This window comes from Rubripirellula tenax (assembly GCF_007860125.1).
In the GTDB taxonomy this organism is placed as follows: Bacteria; Planctomycetota; Planctomycetia; order Pirellulales; family Pirellulaceae; genus Rubripirellula; species Rubripirellula tenax.
In genome coordinates this window covers 224,971-250,556 of the sequence record NZ_SJPW01000002.1, presented here as the reverse complement: position 1 = coordinate 250,556, position 25,586 = coordinate 224,971, and the positions used below count along the sequence as shown (strand labels likewise).

Annotated in this window: 15 protein-coding genes; 12 read left to right on the top strand and 3 right to left on the bottom strand. The window is 56.8% G+C overall.

Features of this window, described 5'->3' with window-relative positions; translation table 11 throughout:
- The first annotated feature begins 2 nt into the window (after nucleotides 1–2).
- The gene (locus Poly51_RS06690; protein WP_146455648.1) at nucleotides 3–1,157 is read left to right on the top strand and encodes a hypothetical protein; all 1,155 of its coding nucleotides are present in this window, start codon (nucleotides 3–5) and stop codon (nucleotides 1,155–1,157) included.
- A 68-nt stretch (nucleotides 1,158–1,225) separates the two neighbouring features.
- On the top strand, nucleotides 1,226–3,088 hold the full coding sequence (locus Poly51_RS06685) for an endo-1,4-beta-xylanase (protein ID WP_146455646.1): 1,863 nt from the start codon (nucleotides 1,226–1,228) through the stop codon (nucleotides 3,086–3,088).
- Between the two features lie 16 nt (nucleotides 3,089–3,104).
- On the opposite strand, the gene Poly51_RS06680 is transcribed toward Poly51_RS06685, so the two are convergent.
- A complete protein-coding gene (locus Poly51_RS06680) occupies nucleotides 3,105–4,310 on the bottom strand; it encodes a Gfo/Idh/MocA family protein (protein ID WP_146455644.1) in 1,206 nt (401 codons plus the stop codon).
- A 208-nt stretch (nucleotides 4,311–4,518) separates the two neighbouring features.
- The gene (locus tag Poly51_RS06675; protein ID WP_146457183.1) at nucleotides 4,519–5,181 is read right to left on the bottom strand and encodes a peroxiredoxin-like family protein; all 663 of its coding nucleotides are present in this window, start codon (nucleotides 5,179–5,181) and stop codon (nucleotides 4,519–4,521) included.
- Nucleotides 5,182–5,459: 278 nt separating this feature from the next.
- Here Poly51_RS06675 and Poly51_RS06670 point away from each other — a divergent pair, with 278 nt between their 5' ends.
- From Poly51_RS06670 to Poly51_RS06625, 10 genes are all read left to right on the top strand, one after another.
- Nucleotides 5,460–6,260, top strand: a complete 801-nt coding sequence (locus Poly51_RS06670) for a DUF1223 domain-containing protein (RefSeq protein ID WP_146455642.1) — start codon at nucleotides 5,460–5,462, stop codon at nucleotides 6,258–6,260.
- A gap of 109 nt (nucleotides 6,261–6,369) precedes the next feature.
- Nucleotides 6,370–8,127 carry a S8 family peptidase gene (locus tag Poly51_RS06665; RefSeq protein WP_146455640.1) on the top strand — a complete coding sequence of 586 codons (1,758 nt, stop codon included), beginning with the start codon at nucleotides 6,370–6,372 and terminating at the stop codon, nucleotides 8,125–8,127.
- A gap of 153 nt (nucleotides 8,128–8,280) precedes the next feature.
- Nucleotides 8,281–8,856 (top strand): TetR/AcrR family transcriptional regulator, encoded by a 576-nt coding sequence (locus tag Poly51_RS06660; protein WP_146455638.1) that lies wholly within the window; start codon nucleotides 8,281–8,283, stop codon nucleotides 8,854–8,856.
- Between the two features lie 62 nt (nucleotides 8,857–8,918).
- Nucleotides 8,919–10,073 carry an efflux RND transporter periplasmic adaptor subunit gene (locus tag Poly51_RS06655; protein ID WP_186775388.1) on the top strand — a complete coding sequence of 385 codons (1,155 nt, stop codon included), beginning with the start codon at nucleotides 8,919–8,921 and terminating at the stop codon, nucleotides 10,071–10,073.
- Nucleotides 10,070–13,195, top strand: coding sequence for an efflux RND transporter permease subunit (locus Poly51_RS06650; RefSeq protein WP_146455634.1), 3,126 nt, complete (start codon nucleotides 10,070–10,072; stop codon nucleotides 13,193–13,195). Before Poly51_RS06655 ends, Poly51_RS06650 begins: the two co-directional genes overlap by 4 nt.
- A gap of 328 nt (nucleotides 13,196–13,523) precedes the next feature.
- A complete protein-coding gene (locus Poly51_RS06645) occupies nucleotides 13,524–16,049 on the top strand; it encodes a DUF1592 domain-containing protein (protein WP_146455632.1) in 2,526 nt (841 codons plus the stop codon).
- 69 nt (nucleotides 16,050–16,118) lie between these two features.
- Nucleotides 16,119–17,423 (top strand): DUF1552 domain-containing protein, encoded by a 1,305-nt coding sequence (locus Poly51_RS06640; protein ID WP_146455630.1) that lies wholly within the window; start codon nucleotides 16,119–16,121, stop codon nucleotides 17,421–17,423.
- Nucleotides 17,424–17,502: 79 nt separating this feature from the next.
- Nucleotides 17,503–18,420, top strand: coding sequence for an alpha/beta hydrolase (locus Poly51_RS06635; RefSeq protein ID WP_146455628.1), 918 nt, complete (start codon nucleotides 17,503–17,505; stop codon nucleotides 18,418–18,420).
- Nucleotides 18,421–18,517: 97 nt separating this feature from the next.
- Entirely contained in the window at nucleotides 18,518–20,197 is a 1,680-nt protein-coding gene (locus Poly51_RS06630; protein WP_146455626.1) for a DNA-methyltransferase, read from the top strand.
- 99 nt (nucleotides 20,198–20,296) lie between these two features.
- Nucleotides 20,297–21,607, top strand: coding sequence for a Gfo/Idh/MocA family protein (locus Poly51_RS06625; RefSeq protein ID WP_146455624.1), 1,311 nt, complete (start codon nucleotides 20,297–20,299; stop codon nucleotides 21,605–21,607).
- A gap of 110 nt (nucleotides 21,608–21,717) precedes the next feature.
- Here the strand turns inward: Poly51_RS06625 and Poly51_RS06620 are convergent, their stop codons facing one another.
- On the bottom strand, nucleotides 21,718–25,422 hold the full coding sequence (locus Poly51_RS06620) for an efflux RND transporter permease subunit (RefSeq protein ID WP_146455622.1): 3,705 nt from the start codon (nucleotides 25,420–25,422) through the stop codon (nucleotides 21,718–21,720).
- Between the last annotated feature and the right edge of the window lie 164 nt (nucleotides 25,423–25,586).

Genomic DNA, 25,586 nt, shown 5'->3' with positions numbered 1-25,586 from the left:
ATATGGATTCCTCTCAGAAAAAATCTCGGTTCGCATCGCTCACCCTGGTGCCGCCTGCCACCGGAACGCCGTGGACGTGTGCTCCGACGCAATCGTTTGTTCGTGCAATCAAACGAGTCGATGGTGTCGAAGTTCCGATCCGCCGGCCACTGTTTTGGTACGATCCGCCGTGGCATTGGGTCGATGTGGATTCGGCCGACGTGGTCGCTCGCGCCGTCGCACAATATGGAATTCCCGTTTCGTTGTTGCAGCGTGACGTTGCGGGTTACGGCAGCACCTCGGCATTCCATTCAGCGCATTTTGTGGGCGAAGAATCCGTCAAATCCGCCGACTCATGCGCACTGCAAAGTCTACCTCGCATCGTTCCCTACCGACCCGAACGGTACGGATTGGTGCCAAGCGACTTTGATGGTGCGACCATCATCGATGTTCGCTTGACCGTCGCTCGTGACGAAACGGGACGCTTCGCGTATTCGCCCGAGCAAATCGCAAGATGGGAAGCCACGGCGGATGACCAACCGCTGGCCGGTGGTGGTTGGGTGCCGGCGGCAACGTTCCCGCCCGATGTGCAATCGCTTGCGCACTTGAGTTCAAAGCTGGGCCAGATTCGCGAATTGTCGCCAAACGCAGCGGTCTTTGTTTCGATGTCACCCTATCGACTCGATCAAGAATTGCCGCAGGTGATCAAACAACAACCCGACGGAGTCATTCTGAGAGCCGATGACGACGACTTGGATGGACTTGCGATCGCAGCAATGACTCGCAGGGCTCGGCAATGGATGAAGCACGAAGGCGTCCCCGAATTGCCGCTATGGATCGTGCCCGGCGAGATCACGGCCGACGACGCCGTCAAGCTGATCGCTTTGGGAGCCTCCGGCGTGGCCATCGACGATTGGTGCGATCCGATCTTGGACAAGGCAGACGAAGCGCAACTTCAAACGAACGCCGCACGAATGGGATTCAAAACCAGTCGCTCGACTCAAGATCCTGCGCTGATCCAGTGGGTCAAGCAACAACTGGACGAAACGATTGAGCGTTTCGATGGCCTTTCCCATTCGATCAGCCATACCGCGATCAACGAGTCCCTTGCCTCGCTCGATGCCGTGTGGAGCAAAGCCCTTGGCGTTCCACACGTCACGTTCGGCAACAAAGCTTGACGCCGACGAAGAGCGGCAGAACGATCCGTTCGTCCAGCCTTCGATTGCCCTTCATTCGAAAGTACTTCATGAATTCGAAGTCCGTTTTCAGTGTTACGACGAATGTGGCCGTGCTGCTGATCTGTTTGCTGGTCGGTGAAGTCACTGCTCAGGATCCCAGCGCTCAGGATCCCAGCGCTCAGGATCCCAGCGCTCAGGATCGCAGCGCTCAGGATCCCGACAGCCCGGAACTGAAAAACCAGGGCCATACCATCATCTCGCCGATTCCGCCTGATCAGATGAAGGTCTTTCTCGGCGATCGGGGTACAAAATCGATCGTCCGCCGCGCCGACGGCTCCGCCGCACTTCGTGTCGACGTGCCTGAACAGGGCGAGAAAAATTGGTCCGTTTTACACCATTCACCCGCCAACACCGGCCGCATTCGCAAGGGTGATCTGTTGGCGTATTCGCTGCGTCTTCGTATCACCGGCGAGCGAACCGATGTCGGCGATGTCGGTGTCTATGCCGAATCATCGGTACCGGAAAAAAAGGGCAGCGAAGGTGGACGCATCCATCCGACAACCGAACTGCAAACCTTCCGGCGCAGCGTCATCAGCCCCGGTGATTTTGAGCCCGGTGAATTCATCCTGAGTGTCCATCTGGCCGCAAAGGCTCAAGTCGTCGAGATCTACAGCGTTTCGCTTGATGTGTTCCCGCCGGACACGCCCACCGACCAATTGGCCGTCGATGGAATCACTTGGCCCGGGCGAGAAATCGACGCTGCTTGGCGTAAAGACGCCGATTCACGAATTGAACAGATTCGCAAACGCCCGATTGCGATCAATGTTATCGATGCCGAAGGCAAACCCGTTGTCGATGCCGATATTGCCATCGTTCAAAAACGACACGCATGGCGATTCGGAACATTTGTCGGTGGACGGATGCTTGGCGATACCGAGGATGCGATTCGCTATCGCGACGAAGTGCTTAAGCGATACAACTTCGTCACGCTGCCCGCATATCTGGCGGATTGGGGATGGCGCAATCCGAAATCGCGAGCCGACTACTTTCGATTGGCGGACTGGGCACAAGCAAATTCGATGCCCGCGCGAGGCCACTTGCTCGTTTATCCCGGATGGACGGCGACACCGCCGGAGTGGTTCAACATTCCCAAACCCGAGTTGCTTGAGAAGATGAATGCGCACATCCCACGTGCAACGCGAGCCTACATGGCGCGCGGCGTGACGGAGTGGGACGTCGCGAACGAGCTTCGCTACAACGAAGAATTCATGAACGAAGTCGGCGGCGTCGAAGTGGCCGCCGACTGGTTCAAGCTGGCTCGCAAACACAATCCGAGCGGTGATCTGTATCTGAACGAGACCGTTGTGCTGACGAATGGAGGCCACACCGAGACCGAACAAGCTGCCCTCGAGCGTCATTTCAAAATACTCGCCCGCGCCGGCGCACCGATCGATGGCATCGGATTGCAGGGACACTTCGCCAGCGAGTTGACCGGTGCGACTCGCTTGCTAGAAATTCTCGAACGTATGTCGAAGCTGAGTCCCAAAATCATGATTACCGAATTCGACATGGATAACGACGACGCCAGTGCCAAAGCGGACTACATTCGAGACTTCTATACGGTGTGTTTCAGTCACCCGGCGGTCCAAGGCATTGTTCAGTGGGGATTCTGGGAAGGCGATATGTGGAAGCCACGCGGCCATCTGATCGCCAAAGACTGGCAGCTGACGCCGGCTGGTCGCGTGTACGAAGACCTGGTCACCAACACATGGTGGACGCGTGCCAACGGAACATCCGACAGCGAAGGCGAGTTTTTGACGCGTGCGTTTCTAGGCACGCAAACCGTCACGGTTGATCACGACGGATATCAGTGGACCGGCGATGTCGAAGTCGGCACCGATGGCGCGACCGTCACGGTGATCGTCCCGTAGTTTTTTCTGCACGATCCTAAGCAAACGGATCGCGTTGTTCACGGGCCAGCATCTTGTTGGCTTGATCGTCGCCTGTGAACGCTTCCGCACTGGCATCCCATTTGGCGATTCGGCCCGGACCCGTTTCGGGAAACATCCGAATCATCGCGTTGGCGATATGGCACAGCACGGCCGATGAATGGCCGACTTCGACCGGCGCTCGCGGTTCATTCCGCGACTTCACACAATCGATAAAGTTGGCCATGTGAGACGTGTGTGGATCCGATGTGCCCGTTGCCGGTTCGGGAAGCCCGACAAGCAATTCGAGATTCGATGCCGTTGTTCCGCGATATCCGGTTTGCAACCAACCGTCGGTGCCTTCGAATCGAGTCTGCACTTGCTCCTCGCCGCTTTCGCAAATCAACTCAACACCGTTGGCATACTTACAACGAAATCGTGTTTCCGTCGCAGTATTGAACAAACTGCCATCGGGAAGGAACTTGGCATCCAAGCACTCGACCTCGGTGGGTCCACCAACGTCCAGTCCCATCCCCCAGTGCGCCATGTCGTTGCAGTGGGCGCCAAAGTTCGTGATTTGGCCACCTGAGTAATCGTAGTTGAATCGAAACCGATACAAGCAGCGATCTTGGTGATACGGTTGATCCGGTGCCGGCCCCAACCATGTTTGATAGTCCAGATTCGAAGGTACCGGCATCGCGGTCCACCCCGGACCCGGGCCCACTTTGTTGTTGTAGCCGACCTTGGTGATGATCTTGGTCAGTTGCCCGATCTTCCCGGCCTTGGCCGCTTCGCAAACGAACTGGCTGATCGGATTGGAACGCTCGTGGCTTCCCGTTTGGAGAATCCGATTGCCTTTGCGAACGGCGTCGATCATCTCGCGACCATCGGCAACGGAAAACGTTAGCGGCTTTTCACAGTAAACGTCCTTGCCAGCTTCCAAAGCCATCACGGTAACCACCTTGTGCCAATGGTCGGGCACGACAATGACCAACGCATCGATATCGTCGCGCCGAAACACATCGCGGAAATCAGCGTAGGCATCGCACTTCGCCGGCGAACCGCTTTTGCTTTTCGCGGTGTTCGACTTTTCGACCAACGCCTTCGCCGGCAACCGACCATAAAAATGGTCGGGCTCTTTGTAGCCGTGACTGCCTTCATTGACATCGCAAACCGCGAGCACATTCCCAAGATCAGCGGCCAGGAACCGCTTCAGCATGCCCATGCCTTGGTTTCCGGTTCCGATGAAACCCACGTTGATGCGGTTGCTCGGCGAATCGGCCGCTATCGATGTGCTGCGGATCACAAGCGGCGCGACAATCGCAGCGGAGGATTGAAGAAACGTGCGACGACGAATAATGGTGAGTCTTTCGCGATAACGAGAAGTTCTTGGTCCAGCGGATTACAAGAACTCAGTTATAGTCGATCGCCACTCACAGTGCCTTCACGGCTGCCATCACTTCCGTGGGTTCGGCGCGTTTCGTGTAGTCCGCGTCCAGAAACGCATACGTGATCTTTCCCGACGAATCGATCACGTAGGTGGCCGACAGAGGCAATTCCATCTTATCGTTCCCGTTGAACGATCCCAATTTCAGTTTGTCGCGATACATGGGAATGATGGCGGGCGGCAAGTCAAAGGCGATTCCATACTGCTTGGCCAATTCGTTGTCTTTGTCATGCAACGCGATCATTGCCAAGCCGTTTCTCTCGGCCGTTTCCTTTGCCTTTTCGGGAAGCTCCGGCGTCAAAACGACTAATCTTGCACCCGCACCTTCGATCGCAGAAAGCTCTTTCTGCATCGCACGAAGCTGGAGGTTGCAATAGGGGCACCAACCGCCGCGATACCACATCAAAACGACGGGGCCGGATTTCCACAACTCGCTCAGCTTGATCGTATTGCCGTCCCATCCGGTCAGCTCGGCATCGATCGCCAAATCGCCGACTTGGATTGCGTTCGCTTCGATTCCCGTCGCTTTGACATTCTTGATTCCGTCTTTGAACGTTGACAAAACTTCCGCGGGAAATCGCTTCGCAGCACCCGCGGCGACTTCGTCCAGTTGGGTCGCCAACGTCGGCCTCGTTTGATCCTGGCACATCGCGGGGCTGGCAAGAGCGAAAGTAAACAGGAGAGCTGTTAGAGTTTGACGGTGACGCATTCGTATTCTCGGGGTGATTCGTTCTTAGATTTCGGCAGACCTTCGCTCAGACGCGTTTTTAATTCGCAACCACGCGAAGCGTCCGCCAAGCCTAGCCCGAATTGTTGACGAAGCGGCGGGTGAAATGTAGTCATCGACATTGAAAACATCGCAGGTTTCGGTGTCGCAGTGCCGTGAACCATCCTTTTCTTGACGCAAAAAATTCGAAGAATCTTGCCATGCGATTTCGGAATCTCCAGCCCCGCAAGCTTTGCACTGGCTTGATCTATGCCTGTTTGGCGTTTCTGGCGTCGCCGGCCATCGCGGATGAAGGCGCGGGACGTCCATCAAGTGGCGCTGCGAAAGGTTTCGCCGTTGTCGAGCTCTTCACGTCGCAGGGATGTAGCAGTTGCCCGCCCGCGGACGCGACGCTGCGGCAAATCGTCGAGTCCGCCGCCCATGCCGAGTTTCCCGTCTACGCACTCTCATTTCATGTCGACTACTGGAACCGACTCGGATGGACCGATCCGTACAGCGACGCCGCCTATTCCGATCGCCAAAGGTGGTATGCATCGACCCGCAAGAGTACTCGCGTGTATACGCCGCAAATGGTTGTCGGTGGCACGGAAGAATTCAACGGCTCGAATCGATTGAAAGCCCATCAAGCGATCGCCCGCTCGTTCGAGCGACCATCGACCGCTGGGGTGGCGCTGACCGCCCGTCACAATGCATCCAAGCGTCGCGTCGAGGTGTCGTACCAACTGGACGGAAAATTCGACGACAAACTGCTCAACATTGCTATCATTCAAAATGCTGTCGCCAACGTGGTTCCCTCTGGTGAAAACGCCGGCCGCAAGCTATCCCACTCCCATGTTGTTTGCGCCTTCAAGACTCTGTCGATTGAAAAGGCTCAAGGTACGACAGGACTAGCTCTTCCCGTTGACTTCAGCATGAAGAGTTCTCAAGTCATCGGTTATATCCAAGATCCGAAGACTCTTGAAATCACCGGCGCATCGGCGGTGGATTTGGCCGTCGACTGATCCGGCCGGGCGAAACTCGCTTGCCGAAATTGACTGATCGGTCAACAATCATCAGAGATGCGTCTCTCTTCTTTTCGCCTATTCTTACGCCATCAAAAGGTAGATTCCCATGCGCCGTCCCTTGCGAGCCGAGCCCTTGGAAGCACGCCGACTGTTGGCCGCCGGCATCACCAACGATTGTGAATCGCCCTTCGCGGAAGTGTCGATCCTTTCCGATGGGCTCGTTTCGCAAACCGATGCAGGGTCATCGCGTTCGACCGCTGCCGACATCGGGGCGATCGATGGAGCCGTCCAATTGTCGGGTTCGTTGAATTGGTTTGATCGCGTCGACACGATCGGTTTCACGGTCCAGCGCGATGCACAGGTTCACATCGAACTGTCGAACCTCAATCGCGATGCCGATATCGCATTGACAGACGCAGGCGGCCGCCTTTTGGCGTATTCAACTCGCGCCGGCCGCGGTGACGAAGTGATTTCAGCTTCGCTGGATTCCGGTGACTATTTCGTTGTTGTCGTTGCTCAATCGTATCGGTCGACCCGTTACCAACTGTCGATCGATGCGACGTTGAATGCGAACCCCGCTCCGATTCAAGAAGTCGACGCAAGCCTTCCCGAATCGCTCGCCAGCGTCGCATATTTTGGCGGCACGCGCGAATGGAATTTGAACGCGATCGATGCTCCGGAAGCTTGGGCGGCCGGCTATACCGGCGCCGGCATCACCGTCGCCGTCGTTGATTCTGGCGTCGATCTGGATCATCCCGACTTAGTCAGCAATCTGTTCGTCAACACCGGCGAGATCGCGGGTAATGGAATCGACGATGACGGAAACGGATTCATCGATGATGTTCACGGTTTCGATTTCGCCGATGGCGACGCGGACCCCAACGATGTAAATGGACACGGCACCCACGTGGCTGGAACCATCGCAGCCGCCAATAATGGATTCGGCGCAACCGGAGTCGCACCCGACGCGAAGATTCTTCCGGTTCGTGTGCTGAATGCGAACGGGTCGGGCAACACTTTCGATGTCGCCGCCGGAATTCGATACGCCGCCGACTTGGGCGCGAATATCATCAATCTCAGTCTTGGCGGAGGATACAGTCGGGCGATCGAATCGGCGATCGACTACGCTCGCGCGGCGGGTTCGTTTATCGTTGCGGCCGCCGGCAACGAATCGTCGTCGACGCCCGGGTACCCGGCACGGTTTAGCGCCGCTCTTGAAAACGTCATTTCGGTCGGTGCCTACAGTTCGTCCGGATCGTTGGCCGGATTCAGCAACGATGTCGGCAGCAGCGTAGCCGTCCAAGTCGATGCACCGGGTGTCGGCATCTTCAGCACGTATGTCGGTGGTCGATATGCGACGCTTAGCGGGACCAGCATGGCGGCGCCCCACGTCGCCGGACTTGCGGCGCTGACCCTCTCAGCGAACCCCGATCTGACGACGCGTGAACTTCGCGATCTGCTGGCGTCAGGCACAGTCGGTCGCGCAGCCGGATCGGACGCGATTGGCAACGTGACCGCGACAACGACGGTCGCCTACGCAGCGGCCGGCGTTCGCGGTGACCAACTCGGATTCCGAAGCAGTTCATCCGCAAGCGGCGGATTCGAAACGTCCGCCCGCGTGCGTACCACTTCGAACATCGATGTGATTGGACAAACGTTGTCGCGAAAGACGACCTTCGAAGATGCTGTGGACGAAGCGATTGTCCAAATCAACGATACGGCTGAGAACCACGAACGTCGTTTGCTGGTCAGCCACACGCCGGACCGCGAAACGGAGGCCTCGCCCGTCGTTATCGACGACGTGATGGATCCGTCACGATCGTCGACCGAAAGCGACACGATTGGACTCGAAGGCTTGAGCTGATCAAGCGTCCGCTTCACGTTGCGTGAAGGTGATTGCCCTTCGGTCTCGCTGTCCCGATACTGCGCTATACACGCCAGATTCAAGAAACGATGGTTCCGGGGGAATGGGCGTTCCCGCTTGTAAACCGACCGGTCGGTCGGTACGGTTGACGTCATGTCTGACGCTCATGCAAAAACGACGATCGACCAAATCTTATTTGCCGTGATGGAATTGATTCGCGACGGCGGATTGCCAGCCGCAACCCTTTCCGCGGTCTGCAAACGGGCGGGCATCAGCAAGGGCGGTCTGATGCACCACTATCCCAGCAAAGAAGCCCTGGTGGACGCCTTCATCGCTCGCTCGGCGGATCAGTGCCTTGCCGAGACTCACTCACATCTGGCGACCATCCCGCGAGGGGAAGGTCGGCGAACCAAGGCATATGTGAACTTCACGTTGAGGGAGCCAATGATGTGCGACCCGACGGGCAGTCGCGAGGTTTCGGCCGTCATGATCGCTTTGATGCAGGGGAGGCTGACACATCATGCGATGGGCTATTACCAACGAATCGCCGATGAACTTCGCGGCGACGGCGTCTCCAAATCTCTAAGGGAATTGATCGTCACGTCGATCGACGGACTTTGGATGCAATCGGCCTTCCTGCCGCAAGATGTCGTTGCCAAGCGAGCCAATCAAGTCAGGCTGCAATTGCTTCGGATGATCCAGGCGGAAACAAAACCGATGGATCAGTGACCGGGATGGCCCGAGACGCAGCGAAGCAAGAACACAGAATCAAGAACCTTTTAGTGAACACCATGAACCAAACTCTGCCCACAAGCACTTGGGCAAGCCGTCTGCGAACCTTCCTCGGGTCGATCCTGTTGTTGGTTGTTGTCATTGCAGTCATCGCAGCGATCGCTTGGACCAAAGCTCGACAAGTCGAAACAGCGATGTCGGCGCCTCCACCGCCCGAGATGCCGGTCGCTGTACGTTTGTTCGACCCCAAACCGGTCCAATTTCGTCAGGACACTGTCGTGGTCGGAACAGTGCTGGCCGACAAGTCGGTCAGGCTGCGGAATGAGTTGACCGGTGTTGTCACAGAAGTCGCCATCAAGCCGGGGCAAACGGTTCGCGCCGGTGATGTTCTGATTCGATTGGACGATCGCACCGAACGCGCCGAACTGAAGGCTGCCGGAGCGGCGCTCAAGCTGGCTCGGTCGGAAATGGAACGGGCCCAGCGTCTTAGTTTGGCGAATGCGAATAGTGCTCAGGAAGTCGACGCGACCATCGCTGAAACCACGCGTGCGGAGGCCGAGACCGAGCGACTGAAGTCGTTGATTGATCGAAAAATGATCGTGGCCCGCTTCGATGCCCGCGTCGGATTATTCGATCTCAATATTGGGCAATACCTGGTCGAAGGAAGCGAAATCACAACGTTGGAAGGAATCGCAGACTTCTTGAATGTCGACTTCGCGATGCCAGCACACGTTGCGGATGCGATCAGCGTGGGTGACCAAGTTGCGATGCAGATCGACGAATCGTCGCCGGTCATGCAGGCTATCATCACCGCGATCGATTCACGGGCGGATCCTGTATCACGATCCACCAAAGCGAGAGCCAAGTTGGTTTCGCCACCGCCTTCGCTGCTGCCGGGTGATTCCGTTCGCGTGACGATTCAGTACGGCCCGCTGCGCGAGGCGTTGTCGGTTCCTGCAACGGCCGTTCGCCGCGGTCCCACCGGAACGATGGTGTACGTTGCCGAAATGACACCCGCGAAAGAACCCGCGGGTGAACCCTCAATGCGAGCCGCGGCACGATTCGTCGAAATCGCTGGTGGCGGCGGGACGATGAACCGCGTGATCAGCGGATTGACGATCGGCGAGCGCGTCGTCGCCGACGGTTCATTTAAAGTCATCCCCGGCGCGTTGTTGCTCCCAACATCAGAGCAACCGATGGAGACATCGCCATGAAATCGATCACCGATCTATTCATTCGTCATCCGGTACTCGCGATCGTCGTCAACACAATTTTAGTGTTGGTCGGACTGCGTTCGGCGATGTCGCTTCCGATCCAACAGTACCCCAAACTGGAGAGTACCTCGATCACCGTTTCGACGGTGTACTTTGGCGCCAGCGCCGAAACCGTGCGCGGCTTTTTGACGACGCCGATCGAGCGGGCGGTGTCGTCGATCGCGGGGATCGACTACGTCGAATCCAGCAGCATCGCCGGCATCAGCACGGTGACGATTCGGCTGAACTTGAATCATGATTCCACGAAAGCACTCGCCGAAGTCAACGCCCGCCTGCAACAGGTGCGAAGCGAACTTCCGTCCGAAGCCGAACCACCGACCATCGAATTGGTCCGCGCTGACCGGCCCTACGCATCGTTCTACTTGAGCTTCACATCGGATCGGTTTGACCTGCCTCAATTGACCGACTATCTGGCCAGAAATGTTCAGCCTCGATTGTCGATCTTACCGGGTGTCCAAAAGGTCGGCATCGAAGCGGGGCAGACGCCGGCCATGCGAGTCTGGATTTCGCCAACCCGTTTGACGGAACTGAATCTGACCCCGGGCGACGTGTATTCGGCACTGCAGCGGAATAACTTTCTGGCGGCGATCGGCCAAGTCAAAAGCGACAGCGTTCAAATCGACTTGCTGACCAACACAGACCTACGTTCGATCGATGAGTTCAATGACTTGATCGTTCGTCAAACGCCGTCGACGGACGAGTCACCAGGCAACATCGTAAGGCTGTCCGACGTAGCCCGAGTCGAACTGGGTAGCGAAGAGGCCCTGACCACGGCGATGTTCGGTGGCAAGGAAGCGATCTACATCAGCGTCTGGCCATTGCCGGGTACGAACGAGATCGAAGTCGCGACAAGGTTGCGCGCCGCGATGGATGGCTTGCAACCCGAACTGCCCCCACACATCGACATGCAGCTTGCGTATGACGGCACCAAGTTCATGCGAAGATCTTTAGAAGAGATTTCGAAGACTCTCGGCGAAACGATCATGATCGTCGGCTTGGTGGTCTTCCTTTTTATGGGATCGCTGCGGACGGCGCTGGTGCCTTTGGTTGCGATGCCGGTTTCGTTGGTCGGCGCCACGTTGGTGATGGTGCTATTGGGTTTTTCACTGAATCTATTGACGTTGCTTGCCATTGTGCTTGCGGTCGGATTGGTCGTTGATGATGCGATCGTGGTCGTCGAAAACGTCCAACGACATATCCAAGAGGGCCACGGTCGGATTCAGGCGGCAATCATCGGCGCGAGAGAATTGGTCGGTCCCGTGATCGCGATGACCATCACACTGGCCACCGTTTACGCGCCGATCGGATTCCAAGGCGGATTGACCGGCATGTTGTTTCGCGAGTTCGCGTTCACACTTGCCGCCGCCGTGGTCGTATCGGGAATCGTTGCCATCACGCTGTCCCCGATCATGAGTGCGTATTTGATTCCCGAGGGTGGCCGTGAAGGATGGATGACGCGGCGTGTGAACGGATTGTTTGGGGTCGTGCGCGATGCGTACGGGCGAATGCTTGGGGTGGCACTGAACCTGCGATTTTCTATCGCGATCGCGACGGTGTTGGCGGGAATGACAGCCGTTCCGCTCTACATGTTTTCGGCAAAAGAACTTGCCCCCGTGGAAGATGAGGGCGCGATCGCGGTCGTCTTGTCGGCGTCACCCGATTCGACACTCAAGTCATCATCGAATTGGTCGAGCCAGCTTGCCACCGGCTTCCAGAATATTCCCGAGACCGAATACATGTGGTCCCTCGTGACGGCCGGTGGCGGTTTCGGTGGCGTGATCACGTCGGACTGGGACCAGCGCGATCGCAACACCCAAGCTATCCTGCCCGACGTCTACATGACGGCGGCGATGAATCCCGGCCTCGAAGCGTTTCCTGTGTTGGTACCGCCGTTGCCCGGCGCCGGCAACTATGACGTCGAGCTATTGATGAAGAGCGATTTGCCCGTCGAACAGCAACGGCAACTCGCCGACGAAATTGTGCGTCGGGCTCGTGAAGCCAACATGTTCATGTTCGCCGACTGTGATCTGAAAATCGATTTGCCCCAGGCGCGAGTCATCGTCGATCGCGAGCGACTGGCCGATCTGGGGCTCGACCAGGCCGCCGTGGGGCGCGAGTTGGGGATTCTGCTTGGTGGCGGTTACGTCAATCGATTTAACTTTTTCAATCGATCGTATCGAGTGATTCCGCAACTCGAATCCGCTGACCGCCAATCCGTCGGTTCGTTGATGGACCTGCGAGTCCGGGCACCAAGCGGCGATTTGATTCCCGTTTCGGCGTTCGCATCGATCGAACCCGAAACGGCACCTCGCACGTTGTCGCGTTTTCAACAGCAGAGCGCCGTACGCATTTTTGCCGCCGTGTTCCCTGGAGTCACCAAGGCAACGGGGCTGGCTAAGATCGAAGAAATCGCGCGCGACGTCGCCGGTTCATCGGTCAGTTTGGACTACGCCGGCGAGTCGCGTCAGATCCGCAACGAAGGGTCGAAGCTTGCGACCACGCTTGGGTTTGCGTTGGTATTGATCTACTTGGTTTTGGCGGCACAGTTTCAATCGTTCCGCGATCCGTTGATCGTCTTGCTCGGTTCGGTTCCCTTGGCCATGACCGCGGTTTTGACGTTGACATGTTTGGACTTCACCACGATCAACATTTACTCGCAAGTCGGGTTGATCACGTTGGTGGGATTGGTGGCCAAAAACGGAATCCTGATTGTCGAGTTTGCGAATTCGCTTCGTGAACAGGGGCACTCCAAGCGAGTTGCCATTGCCGAGGCATCCAAGATTCGATTGCGTCCGGTCTTGATGACTTCGGCGGCGACGGTTCTAGGTCACCTTCCGTTGGTGTTCGTGATCGGCGCCGGAGCGGCGGCCCGGAACAGCATCGGGATGGTGCTGGTCGTCGGAATGGCGACGGGAACGCTGTTCACACTATTCGTCGTGCCCGCGTTGTACTTGATCTTGGCCAGCGATCACCAGCACGTCGACGACGAAGATGAGGAGGACTTGGTGCTGACCCAACGCCCGTCATCGCGGGAAGTCACCGAGCAATTGGCGGGTGTGTAAGTTGGAGTCCTGGGAGAGTTTCCGTTCCGCTGAAGTCTTGTTGGAAGCACCCACCGAGACTAAGCTGCATGGTCCAATGTTCGTTGCTTTCCCAGGCTTTCCTAGGCTTTCGCAGTCTGATTCGAATCAACTCCATTCCGTTCGTCGACGTTTAAACTTGTTCTAAAAATGCGAGCAAACGTCAGCGGTGTGCCAGTGAACAATCGATTCCGCGTCGATGGGCAAACCAACATGCCGAGAACGGGATGGGCGCCGGTCTTAGACTGGTTCGACGTGCCCGGGCTAAATGAGCGGACGTGACACCCTAAGCCAACGACGCTTTCGTTTTATGAATCTCAAAACAGCATTCACATTCGCCGTCTGTTTCTCGTTTGCGTGCAGCGATGGTACGGCTGCGGAACATCAAGCGATGATGCCAGCAAGTGCTCGCGACCTGTTCAAAAAATACTGCTACGAGTGTCACGACTCCTCGTCGATGGAAGGCAACGTCGATTTGGAAACGTTGCCGCTTGTGATCAGTCGCGACATCCCGACGGCCGATCTTTGGTCCAAGGTCCTCAACGCGATCAATTCCGGCGAAATGCCACCGGAGGATGTTGATCCGATTTCGGATCTCGAGAAGTCGACGTTCCTTGAATCTTTGTCGAACGAAATGGTCGTCGCCCGTCGCGTGTTAAGCGATTCGGGCGGCGAGATCACGTTGCGTCGGTTGAATCGCCGCGAGTATGCCAATACGATCGAGTCACTATTGGGTGTCCGGCCGGATGTGACCAATCTGCCCGATGACCAAGCAACATCGGGTTTCGATACGCAAGGAGCGTCGTTGTTTTTCTCCAGCGATCAACTGGAACAGTACTTGGCCGCAGCGAATTCGGCACTCGAACTGGCTTTGAATCCACGCAAGAAAGTGGAAACGAAAGTCATTCGTGTTCAACCCGAGGAACAATACACGCCTCACTACGCTGCGGCGGCCGCAAAGTTGCAAGACAAGCTTGACCGTGCTGCTGCTTGGAAGTCACAAACGGAAAAGCCGGCTTCGGAGTTCGGATTCCTTGACGAGTACGAAGCTAAGAAAAGCAGTATCAATAGTGCCAAATGGCTGCGGCAACTGAAGTGGTATCTGGACCAGCCCGAGACCAAGATGGGTGCTGCGTTGATTCTGACGATCAAAGACGGCGGCTACACGAAGGTAAAGTTACCAAATCTAAACGAAGATGCGGACGGCAAGTACATCGTTCGCTTGCGAGCCGCAGTCTATCCCGATGCCGACGAACGTTTTCAGTACGTCGAGTTTTCGTCTGGATTTGGAAGCGCACGTAAATACTTGGGATGGCGGAAGGTCACCGGAACTTTAGACGAACCGCAAATCATTGAGTTCCCGATCGACCATCAAGTCGGCGAGAAGAAACAGATTTGGATTCACCAGCGGTCGCACCAAGACCGTGGTGATAAAAATCTTTGGACGATCGACCTGGACAAGAACGGGATGGGCACGCCGCCGGGTGTTTGGATCGATTGGGCCGAACTGGAAGGTCCGCTTGCGGATGATGTCGAAACCGATTTTGCATCCAAAATCATGCCCCCAAAACCGAGTGATTGGTCCGAAGAGCAATACGCGAAGGCGGTGATCACTCGGTTTGCGAGGATGGCTTTTCGAGGCGACGAACCCGACACAACGTATCTGAATCAATTGCTGTCGCTGTACACGGCCAACCGCGCTAGCGAGATGAGCGTGAAGGATTCGCTGATCGATCCGCTCTCGATCATCCTGGCTTCACCGCGATTCGTTTATCTGATGGAGGCGAATGGCCAGTCCCAACTGAGCGATCGCGAACTCGCAACACGGTTGTCGTTCTTTCTGTGGAGTGCGCCGCCGGATGCGGAACTGCATCAACTTGCCCGCGACGGCAGGCTTTCCGATCCTGCCGTTTTGCAGCAACAGACCACGCGTCTTTTGGCGGACCCACGTGCCGATCGTTTCGTGAAGGGCTTCGTTCACCAGTGGTTGCAGATGGAACGACTCGGGATGTTCCAGTACGACGGCGTTCAGTTCCCCACCTTTGACAATGCCGTCCGAGAGAACGCACGCGACGAGATTTATCAGACAGTTCATCACATGATCGATGCGAAGTTGCCGCTGGGAACGTTGCTGAAGTCGGAATACGTGGTGATCAATGACGTTCTTGCCGGGTACTACGGCATCGACGGTGTTGACGGTCATCAGTTTCGAGCGGTGCCTGTACCGAAGGACTCGATACGCGGTGGGTTGTTAGGTACGGCCGCCGTGCTTGCGATGGGTTCGGACGGGCAACGTTCGTCGGCCGTCGAGCGGGGCGCCTGGGTGCTGCGTCACCTTTTGAATGATCCGCCACCGCCGGCACCGCCTAACGTTCCTCAACTCAGTCGATTGGCGGGACAGGTACTTTCGGCACGCGAGTTGGGTACGGCTCACCAAGAGCAACCGCAGTGCGCAAACTGTCACAAGAAGATCGACTCGATCGGATTCGGTCTCGAAAACTTTGATGCATCGGGAAGCTGGCGCGAGATGGAGTTGGTCAGCACGGGAGCACGGAAGGCTAAATCCAAGGCGTTCCCGATCGACCCTCGTGGCGTGATGCCCAATGGTACGTCGTTCGAAAACTATCACGAACTTCGCGACGCCGTCGCGAAAGAAACGGATGCCTTCGCTCGCGGATTCGCCGAATCATTGATCAGCTACGGTCTCGGCCGACCTTACGGATTCACCGATCAAGATCTCGCCGATGAAATGATAGAAAAATCACGGCCGAGTCAGTACGAGATCAGCGAATTGATTCACTCGCTCGTTCAATCAAGAGCGTTTCAAAGCAAGTAACCCTGTCACGATCGATCTTTGAACAATTGCCCGATGGTGATACCGCCGGCCACCGAACTGAAAATCAAAATGAAAAAACGACAACCTTCCCGACGTGGGTTTTTGCGAAGTGGCAGCGCGTTGATTGCACTTCCAATGCTTGAATCATTTGGCCATCGACGTTTTGCAAGTGCCGCGGCGGTGGTGGCGCCGCCAAAGCGGATGGTCTTTTTGGGGATGGGCTTTGGTGTAACGGCCGACCGTTGGTATCCCGACGTCACGACAACGGGCACCGAGTACGAATTGCCTAAGATCCTTAAGCCGCTGCAGAAACACAAGAGTGACATCACGATCATTCAAAACTTGATGCACCAGTATTCCGCCGATGGACACTCGGGCAGCACGTTTTGGCTGACGGGCGCAAACCGGTACGCGATTCCCGGCCAGAGTTTTCACAACACCGTGTCGGTCGATCAAGTCGCAGCCGAAGTCCTTGGCGAACAGACTCGATTCACGTCGATTCAATTAGCGGCTCGCGGCGCCGGCGAAGACGGTCATGGTCCTGGCAACTCGCTGGCATGGAACCGATCGGGCAAGCCGGTTTCGGGGCTGGAGACGCCTGTTGCCGCGTTTCACCGATTATTCTCGGGCGACAACACTCCGCTGGCTGTGCAGCAGGTACGGTTGCAGAAACAACGTAGCATCCTTGACACCGTGGTGTCCGACGCCAAGTCCGCCGGGCGCATGTTGAGCAAGTCAGACAATGAAAAGCTGGGCGAGTACCTGGAATCGGTCCGCGAGATCGAAGTCCGTTTGTCAAAAGAAGAAAAATGGTTGGGCGTCGAGAAGAAGAAGCCGACGAGCAAGATTCGCGAACCCGAAGAGTCGCTCGAAGGTGTCGAAGAGATTCGGATGATGTATGACTTGATGGTCGCAGCCATGCAGGTCGATGCGACGCGAGTCTTTTCGTATCGCATGCCCGTCAATTCAATGATCGAAAGTCTGGGCGCGACGATGAGCGCCCACAGCATGAGCCATTACTCGGAAGGGGAACGCCGCAACGTTTCTCAGTCACGAGACACCGCTCACGCGAAACTGCTTGCCGAGTTTATCGATAAGCTGAAGGCGTCGAAGGAACCCGATGGTTCGACCTTGTTCGACCAATGCGCGATTACGATGGGAACGAACCTTAGCAGCGTCCACACGTTGAAGAACTGCCCGACACTGATCGCCGGTGGCGGGGCCGGATTCAAGCAGGGGCGTCACATCGTCATGGATGACCCCAAGACGCCGCTGTGCAACCTTTGGCTCAGCACGCTTCGCGGTGTCGGCGTCGCCTCCGATACGTTTGGCGATTCGACAGGCGTCATCAAAGAGCTGTTCGCAGATGGCTGATTTTTGGTGGATTCGCATACGTGTCACGCTTGGTCGCGACGACTTGAAGCAAGCCACCGATACCGATTGTGAGGCATGATTGGCTATCCGGGCAACGACGAATCGACGCAGACGTTATCTTCGTTTCGGGCTGATCGCTTCGGCGGCGTCTTTGATGGGCGGTCTGGGCGTGTCATGGGTGGTGGCTGGCTTCTTGGTCCGCCCCCAGCGCTGCGAGCTCGGCGAACCTCCAGGTGATTTGATGGTGGTCAAATTTTCGGTTTCCAGTGAATCCGGCAGTTCGCTAGCAGGCTGGACGCTGGCGGGCGAAACCGGTCACGGCGTGGTTGTCTTATTGCATGGGATACGGGGTAACCGATTGTCGATGTTGGGTCGGGCGCGTGAGCTTCATTGTCGCGGCATATCGGTCGTGATGATCGACTTTCAATCGCACGGCGAAAGTCCCGGCCAAAACATCACTCTCGGTCATTTGGAAAAGCATGATGCGGATGCGTCAGTGGAGTTCGCACGGCGAACCTATCCCGGCGAGAAGGTCGGCGTCATCGGCGTCTCGCTTGGTGGAGCTTCGGCACTGCTGGCGTCGCCCTTGAATCTAGATGCCATCGTCTTGGAATCGGTTTACCCGAATATTGAAGACGCGATCAGCAATCGCGTCGAATCGGTGATCGGCCCGCTTGCACCGTTTCCGTCGGCGTTGTTGCTTTGGCAGCTTTATCCACGTTTGGGGATCCGCCCGGCGCAACTGCGGCCGATCGATCGAATTGGCGAGACGGAATGCCCCACGTTTGTCGTTTCTGGGAAACTGGATACTCACACGACCGCCGTCGAAACCGAGGCGATGTTTGCGGCGGCAAAAGAACCGAAGCAGTTGTGGCTCGTCGACGGTGGGGCTCATGTGGATCTGTATGAGTACGATCCGGTGGCGTATCGCGATCGAGTGATCGGATTCATTGAACGCCATGTCGCGTCCAGTGCACCGCCGGAATTGACGCCGTGACGCGTCGCGATCATGGTCCCGGCTTGCGCCGGGGCCCGTTTGGCGCTAAGATCACCGAGCCGATTTCAGGTTTCGATTGCTTCGAGAAATTTTCACCATGCTTCCCACTGACCGCATCCATCACGGCAGCTGTATCGACGGAATGGCCAAGATTGACGACGGCAAAGTCGATTTGGTTTTCGCCGATCCCCCGTTCAATATCGGTTACACGTACGATGTCTACGACGATCGGCGGGAAGCCGACGAGTATCTTGAATTTTGTGAATCCTGGATCGGGCAGGTCCATCGAATTTTGAAACCGGACGGTACCTTCTGGTTGGCGATCGGCGACGAGTATGCGGCCGAACTGAAAGTGCTGTCCCAGCGTCTTGGTTTCCATTGCCGCAGTTGGGTGATTTGGTACTACACGTTCGGTGTGAATTGCGTCCGTGGATTCAGTCGATCGCACACGCACTTGTTTCACTTTGTCAAAGACCGCGATCAGTTCACCTTCAACGGCGACAACCCGTTGGTTCGTGTGCCTTCGGCGCGCCAATTGGTCTACGCCGATAAGCGGGCCAATAGCAAAGGCCGACTGCCCGACAACACATGGATATTGCGTCCACAAGATTCGCCGCCGGGCGGTTTTTCGATGTCGCATGACACGTGGTTCTATTCACGCGTCGCAGGAACGTTCAAAGAACGCGAGGGCTTTCATGGCTGCCAAATGCCCGAACAGATTCTGGGACGCATTCTTCGCATCAGCAGCAATCCCGGCGACGTCGTCGTGGATCCGTTCGGCGGCAGCGGGACAACACTGGCCGTTGCCAAAAAATTGGGGCGACAATGGATGGGTTTCGAGTTGTCGTCCGAGTACGTCGAACACATCCAGAATCGCTTGAGCGAATGTCAGCCCGGTGATCCGTTGGACGGCGTGGTCGATCCGCTGACTAGCGCTCCCAAGACATCGGCCGGCAAGAAGCGAACCGAGTTTCGCGGGGGACGACCCGTCGTGCCGCTGGATGACAAAACGGCGAAGTCGATTGTGGATGCGTTTGCAAAGGCCAGCGGTGGGCACTCGGCGGATCATGTGCTGTGCGATCCGAAGCTGTCAAAAGCCTTTGCCAAAGAGTGTCGAGGCTTGTCGATTCCAGGTGATGCCCAGATCTGGAACTCACTTCTGCTTAGGCTTCGCAAGTCGGGGAAGTTGCCGGCCGCGACGGAAAAGGGAGATCGATGGAAGTGGTCGGATCTTGACGCTTATCGGGTCGGGGCCGAAGCGGCGATGCGACTGATCGAGCTGGACTACGCGATGTCGCTGGACGAGATGCTGTGTTGCCCGGCAGCCGTCGATGAGTTCGATAGGCTGGCCACAGCTTTCTCGCCGGGTGCATCGCCACAGTTGTACCGACATGCAGCATTGGCAATCCGCAAACTGGTTCGAACCCGTCGTTTCCAAACCGCGGCCCAAGAGCATGGCCCGAGCTGGGCGAAGCATCCGCTGCCGCCCCCGCAAACGATCTCAACCGAAGTCGCAGATACTCATAGCGGACACGGCGTTTACGAGCTTTTGAACGACCATGAAACGGTTTACGTCGGCGAGACTCACGACATCGGGGCTCGGTTGAGGTCGGTATCGGCGAGTCCCGCGTGGCAAAAATTTGCGCCCACCCGTGTTAGGGTGTGGGAAATCGACAGCGAGACCGAGCGGTTTTCGCTGTGGGCTCATCGCGCCGATGCGACCGATGCGCTACTGAATTCTCCGTTTTTGCGGACCCTGGAATCGACTTTGCGTTAAGCGGTGATTTCTTACGTTGAAACGTACAAAGCGGTCGAGTTTGCGTCTACAATTGGGGTTCCAATCGAATTTCGACCTCCCCTCAAGGATTTTCTATCCATGCAAACCCCACCCGATCGCCGTTCTTTTTTGAAGACCACAACGGCTGCCGCCGCCGGCGCGGCTTTGACCAGCACCATCGCAAAGACGGCTCACGCAGCCGGCAGCGATGAAATTCGATTCGTGTTGGTCGGTTGCGGCGGACGTGGTACCGGTGCAGCGGCTCAGATTTTCAATTCCAAGGGCAACGTCAAGTTGGTCGCGGTTGCGGACGCGTTCGCGAAGAATGCTGAGAACGCGATCAAAGCGCTTTCACGTGGTGAAAACAAGAGCAAGATCGACGTTCCACCAGAACGCGTCTTTGTCGGTTTGGATGCCTACAAAGCAGCGATCGACGTCGATGCCGATTTGGTCATCATCGCAACTCCGCCCGGATACAAGCCACAGCAGTTCGAGTATGCCGTCAACAAAGGCCGCCATATTTTCATGGAAAAGCCGGTTGCCACGGACGCCGTCGGAGTTCGCCGTGTTCTGGCCAGCGTCGAAGAATCCAAAAAGAAGAATCTGATGGTCGCGATCGGGCTGCAACGCCGTCACGAACCCCAGTACATGGAAACCATCGAACGAATTCACGGCGGCGCGATCGGTGATGTCCTTTCGCAACAGGTCTACTGGAACGGTGGCGGCATTTGGTATCGCAACCGCAACGAAGGCCAAACCGAAATGGAGTTTCAAACCAACAATTGGTACCACTTCAATTGGGTTTGCGGTGACCAGATTTGCGAACAACACATTCACAACCTGGATGTGGGTTGCTGGGTCAAAGGCATGTACCCGGTCGAGTGCAACGGGATGGGTGCGAACTCGCAGCGCATGGGCGGCGATGCGACCAAGTCACAGATCTTCGATCACACGTTTTGTGAGTACACGTTCCCCGACGGAACCAAGATGTTCAGCCAAGGCCGTCACTTGTCGGGCGGTTGGAATCACGTCGGTGAATTCGTCCAAGGCACCAAGGGAACCGCCGATCCATCGGGCGAGATTTTTGGCGAGAACGCCTGGAAGTTTGCCGGCGAGCGTTTGAACGGTCACCAACAAGAGCAACACGATTTGATCGAGGCTCTGATGCGTGGCGAGATTTACAACGAAGGCGAGTACGGTGCCCATTCGACGTTCACCGCAATCCTTGGCCGCGAGGCCTGCTATAGCGGCAAGATCGTGAAGTGGGACGAGTTGCTGGAAACCGGCCGCGAACTGGCGCCCGGAATCGACAGCTTCACCATGCAAAGCGAAGTGCCAGCGTCGGCCCGACCAGGCGAAAACGGCATGTATCCGATTCCGGTTCCCGGCAAGTACAGCCCGTTTGCATAAGTCGTATCGGGATTCCGAAACCAACGAAAAAGCCTCGCCGGGAACGTTCCTGGCGAGGCTTTTTTATTTGCGAGTGGGGCGATCCGAGTTACCGAATCAAGGGCATCAGATCAATGTCGTCCGGCCGAGTCGCGATCCGACGGCAAATGAGACTTCAGCGGCGTGGATCCGCTTGCCGTTTCATGGCGATCGAGTCGCGGCACGCCTTCAACCGGGTTGTTCGAGTACACCGCATCGACCCGTGCTTCTTCGTCCACCGGCATGGGAAGCTCCGACGCGGCAGACTTCAGCGGTTGGCCATCGGCACCCAACCTTGGCTTAAAGAATCGACCCAGTGGGCCAGCCAGCAACGCCGGCAGCATCACCAGGTCACCGATCAACGCCGCGCCCAGCATCACCAGCATCAACGTTCCGAAACGCTGGGTTGGCGTGAACGTCGACAGTGCGAATACAAACAAACCCAAACCGCCGACAAATGTCGTTTGGGTCATCGCGGGGCCCACGCGACGATACGTTTCGATGATCGCTTCGACTCGCGACAGCCCGCGGTCCAAGTTGTCACGGAACCATGACAGAAAGTGAATCGTATCGTCGACCGCAACCCCCATCGCGACCGAAGCCGTCATCATCGTCCCGATGTCAATTTCGATATCGAAATGACACATCAATCCGAATACGGTCAGGACGGGGAAGACGTTCGGAATCATCGCAATGATGCCGGCCATCATGCCGTTACCTAGGTTGCGTCCGGTGAACCAACCATACGGGGCCCGCCCGGGATTGAGCAGCATCACCATCACGATCCAAATCAATACGAACGCCAACCCGATCGAATCGGCCAAGCTGACAAGCAGCGTCCGCTGGGCTTTGTAGACGACCGGGATCACGCCGGTATAGATGACTTGAATGGCGCCCGAGCCGTCGACATCTGGAATCTGTTCGGCCGCGATGGCGGATAAGACGGCGCGATTTTGAATCGCATCCGCATTGATGAAATTTTTTGCGGCGGCAAAATCTTCGGGCGTCAAACCTTCGCCACCCAGCCACACGACCGTTTCGTATTTGTCGAAGATTTTCGCCCAACGGTCGCTGGCAAGATACTCTTTGGCTTGTTCATCGGTGAAGTCGATCCAAGTCGACGTCTTGATCGGTTCGCCATCGAGGAGTTCACCAAGTGTCGCGACGAACGTGTTTCGCGTTAGGATTTCTGTGTGGTCATCAGACACCAATTTCGTCATCGCCAGCGACTTGGGCCGGTTGGCGCCGACGACAAGCACGGGCCCTTTCGAATCGGACTTCTCCAATGCTCGCATGACGGCATCACGAGTGTCATAGGCACGCAACACCGGTTCGACGGCGGTCCGCAGCGTAGAAATGAATTGCCCATAGTCGACGTCGGAAATCGCCGCGACTCGCAAGCTGATTCGCCACAGTTCGCTGTCGGCATAAACGCCGCGTTTCTCTAACTTCAAATAGTCGTTGTCACGCAGCGTGTCCCCGGCCGCCAGCAGGTCGCGATTGAACTTTGCACGAACGGCACTGTATTTGTTGCTCGGCGCCGGCAGCGGTGGCAAGAACGTATCGGCGCTGGTCGCTTGGCCGACGATTCCCATGCCCGGTTCGCCCAGTGTTCGATGCACGACACTACGGATTCGCGAAACCGTTTCGACACGTTGAAGAATGTCGAGCGGTTCGACCGTTTCGCCTGTTTTGACGGAAACGGTTCGTTCGTGTTCGGATTGGATCGACGGCGGGATGCGAACGACCAACTCCATCGGCACCAGCTTGCCAAAGTTTTCTTCCAGCCACGCATAGTCGTGGATGATGCGAGAATCCGCGTCAAACAGCTTCAGCAACTGGACCGACGTTTTGATGTGTCGCATTCCCATCGCACAGGCGAACAAAACCACCAAGCAGCCAACGGTGACGATACGATGATGGTTGGTGACATGACGCCCAAAGTTCGCCCACCACTGGCTGATCGCGCTTTCGGGGGCAAGTTCGTCCTGGTCATTGGCTTTCCCGTCCGATACCGCCGGTGCAAACGTTTGGAGTGCGGCAGGCAAGTATGAAAACAGGATGCCGAGTGTCGACATGACACCGATGGCCGCGTACAGCCCAAAGTTGCTGATCGGCGCCAAGTTGCTGGTCACCAACGAAACCAGTCCGATGGCAGTTGTTAGCGAAGCCAGCGTGCAAGGAATGACCGCGTGGCGAAGTGCTCGACCGGCGGCCCCTTGAGGCCCACGCGATCGAACTTCGTCGCGGTAATAGTTGACGACGTGGATCGCACCGGAAAGGCCAAGCACATAGACCAGCGATGGCATGCTCAACAGAATCGCGTCGACTTTGCCGCCGGTCCACCACACCATTGCCATGCTAAGCATGGCCGAGCTGCCGCCGACGATGAAGATCATCAATGTGATTTTGATGCTGCGGAAACACAGGTACGACAAGAAAATGCCGACAAGGACGCTGTAGCCGACCAAGCGGACCAACGTCACGCTGCCTTCTTCGTCGATCGCCATGTTGTCGACCGGTGGACCACCCATGCGAAGCGCCGGCGCGCCACCGATCGTTTCGGGCGGCGCAACGTTGAACGGTGGCGGAGCAAGCGATGGGGGAAGGGACGGCGTCAGCCCCGAATCGGCAGCCAGCGTCAACAGCCGGCCACGGGGTTGTCCCAACACGCCTCGGCCGATGGCATAAACGAGATTATCTTTCGCCAAATCCGTCAACGTCACCAACACGCACGTCAAGCGGTGCGGCGGCTCAACGTCAATGGCGTCCCAGACGGCGTACCACGCTTCTGTCTTCTGGGTATCTGTTGCACTTTGAAGTTGATCGAGTGAACCGCCGAAATGACGTTGCAAATGGCTATCCAGTGTGGCGGTCGCCAATGCATCGAAATCGGCGGGAAATTCCGATCGACGTGTTTCGGGCAATGCGGCGCGAAACGCATCGGGTGTCCACGAAAACTGGGTGGGTACCGCCGGCGCGAACAATGTTCCTGTCAGTCGTTCGATCGCCAAACGTTTCGCGACGGCGCCACGGCGTTCTTCGTCCGTCAAATCGATGGGCCACAGCGGGCCGCCTTCGCTGGCCAGTTCCGCGACGATCGATTCACCGGTCTGGACGCTATGGAATAGCGTCGCCGTCAACAGGGACAAGTCGTTGTAGATCGGGTTGACCATCCGTGAATCGGGACGGTCGCTGGGGGCTTCGCCGAACGCGGTGACGAACGTACCACTGAGTTCAAAGCTGCCGCGACTTCGCTTGATGGATCGATCCAAGCCGGCCGGCCCCGTCATCGATTCTTCCCATCGAAATAGCTTGCCGTCGGGCGTGACGTAATACCATTGACCGGTCGGTGTCGTCAGCCACTTCTCTTTCTTGCCACCCCAATCGAAGTGGTCGTTTTCGCCTTGCAGCAAACCTAATTCATTGCCGACGGCTTTGGCGCGGCGAAAGGTCGCCGCCAACTCCGGCGGATAGTCCGACGAGGGATCGTAAGCTTCCGATTCGTGCAACAACTTGCTTGCCAACAACGTCAGTCGTTGATCTTCGACGGTGCAGCCTTCCCAAGTCGCCAATACAAAACTTTCACCGGCGAAGTGTTGGGCGAACCATTCCAATTCGGCCGTTTCGGGGAAGTCCGAAGGCAACCAGTCTTTGACGTTGTTTTCTTTCTCATTCAAACTCAGACGCGCGGCACGAAACGCAGCCGGCAAACAGAAAAAGAACGCCGCCAAAATCATCAACGCGTATGGCATCCCCAGCGGTCCACGTCGCTCAAGTAGGGAAGACTGTTTCATTGTGGGAATCTGCAAAATCGGCTGAAGCGGATGTGGATCGATGAGCGTGTGCTGGCTGGGTTAAATTACAGGTCGCCCGGTATGTGGTCTACTTCAATCCAACGTGATCCGGGTGCCATTGGCGATCGGGTCGCATTTGATGTACCGGTTGTTCGGATTGGGCT

Bases quoted from the DNA above. Each gene is read 5' to 3' on its own strand.
- Poly51_RS06665 (WP_146455640.1), top strand. From the start codon at position 6,370: ATGCGCCGTCCCTTGCGAGCCGAGCCCTTGGAAGCACGCCGACTGTTG.
- Poly51_RS06660 (WP_146455638.1), top strand. From the start codon at position 8,281: ATGTCTGACGCTCATGCAAAAACGACGATCGACCAAATCTTATTTGCC.
- Poly51_RS06620 (WP_146455622.1), bottom strand. From the start codon at position 25,422: ATGAAACAGTCTTCCCTACTTGAGCGACGTGGACCGCTGGGGATGCCA.
- Poly51_RS06670 (WP_146455642.1), top strand. From the start codon at position 5,460: ATGCGATTTCGGAATCTCCAGCCCCGCAAGCTTTGCACTGGCTTGATC.
- Poly51_RS06655 (WP_186775388.1), top strand. From the start codon at position 8,919: ATGAACCAAACTCTGCCCACAAGCACTTGGGCAAGCCGTCTGCGAACC.
- Poly51_RS06690 (WP_146455648.1), top strand. From the start codon at position 3: ATGGATTCCTCTCAGAAAAAATCTCGGTTCGCATCGCTCACCCTGGTG.
- Poly51_RS06680 (WP_146455644.1), bottom strand. From the start codon at position 4,310: ATGGGCATGCTGAAGCGGTTCCTGGCCGCTGATCTTGGGAATGTGCTC.
- Poly51_RS06645 (WP_146455632.1), top strand. From the start codon at position 13,524: ATGAATCTCAAAACAGCATTCACATTCGCCGTCTGTTTCTCGTTTGCG.
- Poly51_RS06675 (WP_146457183.1), bottom strand. From the start codon at position 5,181: ATGTGCCAGGATCAAACGAGGCCGACGTTGGCGACCCAACTGGACGAA.
- Poly51_RS06685 (WP_146455646.1), top strand. From the start codon at position 1,226: ATGAATTCGAAGTCCGTTTTCAGTGTTACGACGAATGTGGCCGTGCTG.
- Poly51_RS06625 (WP_146455624.1), top strand. From the start codon at position 20,297: ATGCAAACCCCACCCGATCGCCGTTCTTTTTTGAAGACCACAACGGCT.
- Poly51_RS06630 (WP_146455626.1), top strand. From the start codon at position 18,518: ATGCTTCCCACTGACCGCATCCATCACGGCAGCTGTATCGACGGAATG.
- Poly51_RS06640 (WP_146455630.1), top strand. From the start codon at position 16,119: ATGAAAAAACGACAACCTTCCCGACGTGGGTTTTTGCGAAGTGGCAGC.
- Poly51_RS06650 (WP_146455634.1), top strand. From the start codon at position 10,070: ATGAAATCGATCACCGATCTATTCATTCGTCATCCGGTACTCGCGATC.